Origin of the sequence: Mesorhizobium sp. M7A.F.Ca.CA.003.01.2.1, from assembly GCF_003998945.1 — a bacterium.
Lineage (GTDB): Bacteria > Pseudomonadota > Alphaproteobacteria > Rhizobiales > Rhizobiaceae > Mesorhizobium > Mesorhizobium ciceri.
On the sequence record NZ_RZRA01000446.1, the window covers coordinates 1 to 4,512 of the forward strand.

The 4,512-nt window shown below is 65.1% G+C and carries 4 protein-coding genes; all 4 read right to left on the reverse strand.

Annotation, left to right across the window (positions count from 1 at the left end):
• Positions 1 to 338: 338 nt before the first annotated feature.
• Genes EN969_RS18315 through EN969_RS18330 form a run of 4 tightly spaced genes read right to left on the reverse strand, consistent with a single transcriptional unit; the run spans position 339 to position 4,180 of the window.
• On the reverse strand, positions 339 to 584 hold the full coding sequence (locus EN969_RS18315; protein WP_024501711.1) for a MoaD/ThiS family protein: 246 nt from the start codon (positions 582 to 584) through the stop codon (positions 339 to 341).
• Positions 572 to 2,842, reverse strand: coding sequence for a xanthine dehydrogenase family protein molybdopterin-binding subunit (locus EN969_RS18320; RefSeq protein ID WP_063168620.1), 2,271 nt, complete (start codon positions 2,840 to 2,842; stop codon positions 572 to 574). The genes EN969_RS18315 and EN969_RS18320 overlap by 13 nt, the downstream gene beginning before the upstream one ends.
• Before the next feature lies 1 nt (position 2,843).
• The gene (locus tag EN969_RS18325; RefSeq protein WP_013530647.1) at positions 2,844 to 3,320 is read right to left on the reverse strand and encodes a (2Fe-2S)-binding protein; all 477 of its coding nucleotides are present in this window, start codon (positions 3,318 to 3,320) and stop codon (positions 2,844 to 2,846) included.
• Positions 3,320 to 4,180, reverse strand: a complete 861-nt coding sequence (locus tag EN969_RS18330; RefSeq protein ID WP_063168619.1) for a xanthine dehydrogenase family protein subunit M — start codon at positions 4,178 to 4,180, stop codon at positions 3,320 to 3,322. The genes EN969_RS18325 and EN969_RS18330 overlap by 1 nt, the downstream gene beginning before the upstream one ends.
• Between the last annotated feature and the right edge of the window lie 332 nt (positions 4,181 to 4,512).

Genomic DNA, 4,512 nt, shown 5'->3' on the forward strand with positions numbered 1-4,512 from the left:
CACGCCACACTGAAGAGGCGCAACCAGTCTGATCAGCGCCGCTCCAACGCAATCCTTCCCGGGGTTTTCGACGTCGCGCATATGCGGTGGGCGGACGGAAAGATGAGAGGGCCGACCATCGAGTCCATGACATTCCGCTGCGGGTTCTCGGCGCCGAGCGAGCTTCAGCCTAGTCGCGAAGATGTCCGCTCGTGAGAAGAGGCGATGAGCCGTGGCGATGACCGGCATGGGGCGCAAATCAGACCCTCCTCCCGGTCGAATCCAACAGCGGTTTTTGGCCTTCTTAGAATTACGGGAATTACGGTGACAGTGCACCTTTTACCCTGCCATGTGTCCGCCTACCCCCCCGCCAATCGCGGCAGCAGAAAAATCTCCGCCCCCTCCGGCAGCTTCTTCGACCACGTATCGCGATAGATCGTCCCGTCGATCGCAACGGCGATGCCCTTGTCGATCAAGGGCTCGAGGCCGGGATACTGTTCAGCCAGCTTCCTGAACAGCTCCCTTATGTCCTTGGCCTCGATCTCGACCTTGCTGTTGCCTCCGGCGGTCGCGGCGAGCGAGCCCCAGAGCGTTACTTCGACCATTCCCGTTCCGCCTCGATCGCGGCAAGGATGCGCGGCGGCGACATCGGGATGTGCGTCATGCGCACGCCCGCGGCATTCGACACCGCATTGGCGATCGCCGCCAGCGGCGGCACGATCGACGTCTCGCCGACGCCGCGCACCCCGTAAGGGTGGTTGGGGTTGGGGATTTCGAGGATCTGGGTGTCGATCATCGGCAGGTCCGAGCAGACCGGGATGCGGTAATCGAGGAAGCCGGCGTTCTGCAGCCGCCCGTCCTTGCCGTAGATATACTCCTCGTTGAGCGCCCAGCCGATGCCTTGCGCGGCACCACCCTGGTATTGGCCCTCGACATAGGTCGGGTGCACCGCCTTGCCGGCATCCTGCACGACCGTGTAGCGGATGACCCTGGCGGCGCCGGTATCGGGATCGACCTCGATATCGCAGATATGGGTGGCGAAGGAGACGCCGGCGCCATCGGCGACGAGCTCGCTGTGGCCGGCGATCGGCCCGCCGGTCTTGCCCGACTCGACCGCGATCTCCTTCAGCGACAGCTTGCCGAGATTGCCGTGCTTCTCGCCCTTGGCGATCGCGTGGCCCTTCTCCCAGACCACGTCGTCGACGGCAATGTCCCACATCTGCGCGGCGCGCTCGCGCAGGATCTTGATCGCATTGCGGGCGGCCGAGATCGTTGCCATGGAAGACGAGAAGGTGCCGCGGCTGCCGTCCGTCATGTCGTTGTAGCCGAGGCTGGACGTGTCGGCGACGATCGCCTTGACCTGGGAATAGTCGATGCCGAGTTCCTCCGCCGCCACCAGCGACAGCGACGCGCGCGAACCACCGACGTCGACCGTGCCGACGGCAAGCGAGACCGAGCCGTCCATGCCGATGTTGAGGTCGGTGCAGGTCTGGCCGCCGAAGTTGAACCAGAAGCCGCAAGCCATGCCGCGGCCCTGGTTCTTGCCCAGCGGCGCCTTCATGTGCGGATGGCTCTTCACCGCCTCGAGCGTCGGGCCGATGCCGATCGGGCCGTAGACCGGACCGTAGGAGGACCGTGTGCCTTCCTGCGCGGCGTTTTTGATCCGGAAGTCGACCGGGTCCATGCCGATCTTCTTGGCCAGCTCGTCGACGGCGCTTTCCACCGCGAAGGCTGCCATGGGTGCGGAAGGCGCGCGATAGGCCGCGGTCTTCGGCCGGTTGACCAGCACTTCGTAGCCGACCGTCTTGACGTTATCGAGCTTGTAGCAGGCGAACGCGGTCATGGCGCCGATCTCGGCCCAGGAGCCGGCATACGGGCCGCAGCTGTAGCGCAGCGTCGCTTCGGCGGCGGTGATGGTGCCGTCCTTGCGGGCGCCGATCTTGACGTCGATCGAGGTGGCGCTGGTCGGGCCCGAGGCGCGGAACACCTCGTCGCGGGTCATCACCAGCTTCACCGGCCGTCCTGCCTTGCGCGACAGCGCCAGCGCCACCGGCTCGGCCCAGACATGGGTCTTGCCGCCAAAACCGCCGCCGATCTCCGAGGAGGTGACGCGCAGTTTCGAGGCTTCCATGCCAAGCAGCTGGGCGCAGTGCTGGCGGTAGACGAAATGGCCCTGCGTGCACACCCAGAGGTCGGCGGTGCCGTCGGAGCTGAAATTCGCCACGCAGGCATGCGGCTCGATATAGCCCTGGTGCGTCTGCTCGGTCTTGAAGGAGCGCTCGACGATGAAGTCGGCGTGCCCGAAACCCTGATGGACATCGCCATGGCCAAACTGGCTGCGCTTGGTGACGTTGGAGGGTTTTACCGGCTTTTCCTCAAGGCCCTCGGTGAAGATGGCATCATTGATCAAGGGCGCCGTGTGCTTCGCCGCCTCGTCGACATCGGTGACGTGCGACAAAAGCTCGTACTCGATCTCGATGAGCTTCAGCGCCTGCCTGGCGGTGCGGGCGTCGATCGCGGCGACCGCGGCCACCGCGTGGCCGTCATAGAGCGCCTTCGTGCGCGCCATGCAATTGTCGAGGACGTCGTACATGGCGGCATCGCCATCGGTGAGGTCGGGCAGGTCGGCCGCGGTGATCACCGCCTTGACGCCGGCGAGCTTTTCCGCTTTCGACGTGTCGATCTTGACGATCCTGGCGTGGGCGTGCGGGCTTCTCAGAACGCGCCCGACCAGCTGGCCGGCCATGTTGAAGTCGGCGCCGTAGCGCGCGCGGCCCGTCACCTTGTCGATGCCGTCGGGACGGATCGGACGTGTGCCGACGGAGGCGAATTTACGTCCGGAAAAACGTGGATCGAAATTCATCTCAGGCTCCCTTCATCACGATGGCCGCATCCTGGACGGCGCGCACGATCTTGTCGTAACCGGTGCAGCGGCAGAGGTTCCCGGCAAGGCCGAAGCGGATTTCCTCCTCGGTCGGGTCGGGGTTCTTGGCCAGGAGGTCCTTGGCCGCGATCAGGAAGCCCGGAGTGCAGATGCCGCATTGCAATGCGGCGTGCTCGAGGAATTTCTGCTGCAGCGGGTGCAGCGTATCGCCATGCGCCATGCCCTCGATGGTCTCGACGCGACGGCCTTCAGCCTCGGCGCCGAGCACCAGGCATGAGCACACCAACCGGTCATCGAGGATGATCGAGCAGGCGCCGCAGTCGCCGGTGCCGCAGCCTTCCTTGGCGCCCGTCAGCCCCAGCCGATCGCGCAGGACGTCGAGCAGCGTCTCGTCGGGCTGGCACAGATACTCGACAGCATCGCCGTTGATTGTCGTTGAAACTGCAATTCCAGCCATCATTTGCCTCCTGCACGTGCATAGGCTGATGTGGCGGCCCGCTGGGCCAGCACACCCGCAACTTTTCGTCTGAATTCGATAGTGCCGCGCTTGTCGTCGATGGGACGACAGGCCCCCGCGCAGACCTTGGCGAGCCGCTCCAGCGTCGCCTCTTCCAGCCTGGAGCCGACGAGCACCTCCGCGGCCTCTTCGACCAGAAGCACCGTCGCCGCCACGGCGCCCAGCGCCACGCGGGCCGATTTGACGACACCGTGCTCGTCGAGCGTCAGGTTCACCCCGGCGCTGACCACCGCGATGTCCATCTCGGTGCGTGGAATGAAACGCAGATAGGCATCGCCAGACCGCGGCTCGCGCTTGTCGAGCAGGATCGCCTCGATGATCTCGCCTTTGGCCAGCGACGTCTTGCCCGGCGCGGTCGGCACGCTCTGCACGGGGATCGTGCGCCGGCCCGCCGGCCCGACGACCACTGCCCTGGCGCCGGCGGCAACCAGCGCCGGCACGCTGTCGGCGGCCGGCGATGCGTTGCAGAGATTGCCCACGATGGTGCAGCGGCCCTGCACCTGCTTGGAGCCGATCAGCTTGGCCGCCTCGACGACACCAGGCCATGCCTTCTTGAGGGCGGTGTTCTCTCCCAGGACGGCGCAAGGGACCGCGGCGCCGATGCTGAAGCCTTCAGCCGTTTCCCGGATCTCGCTCAAGCCATCGATCGCCTTGATGTCGACGATCAACTCTGGTTCGGCAAAGCCGCCCTTCATCCTGACCAGGAGGTCGCTGCCTCCGGCGAGGATGGCGGCCGTACCAGCCGACCCGGCCAACTGGCCAACGGCATCTTCTATTGAAAGCGGACGTATGTAGCGCATCGTCTCCCCTTGGTCATCGCGATTTCAGCGACCGTTATAAACAGTCTCCTCATAATGGCTATCCGGTTCGTCGTCTGCGGCGATTGGGCCAGGCGCCGCAATATCCAGTCCAACAGGCCGAAAGTGGCGCACTGAATGGCAGCAACCGGCTTTGGAATGATTTTCGTGAAACTTCGGTCTGGATCAAGTGCGCTCATTCGGTTTTGTCCGCTTTTGGACCGGAACGGCGTTTAAGCCGGCAGAGCCGCTGCTTGGCTGCCCCACTGAAGCCCCCTGTGTTCGGCGGCCGTCCGAAACGCCTGCGGCGGCTGGCCAAGGGTACGCAGGAAGGC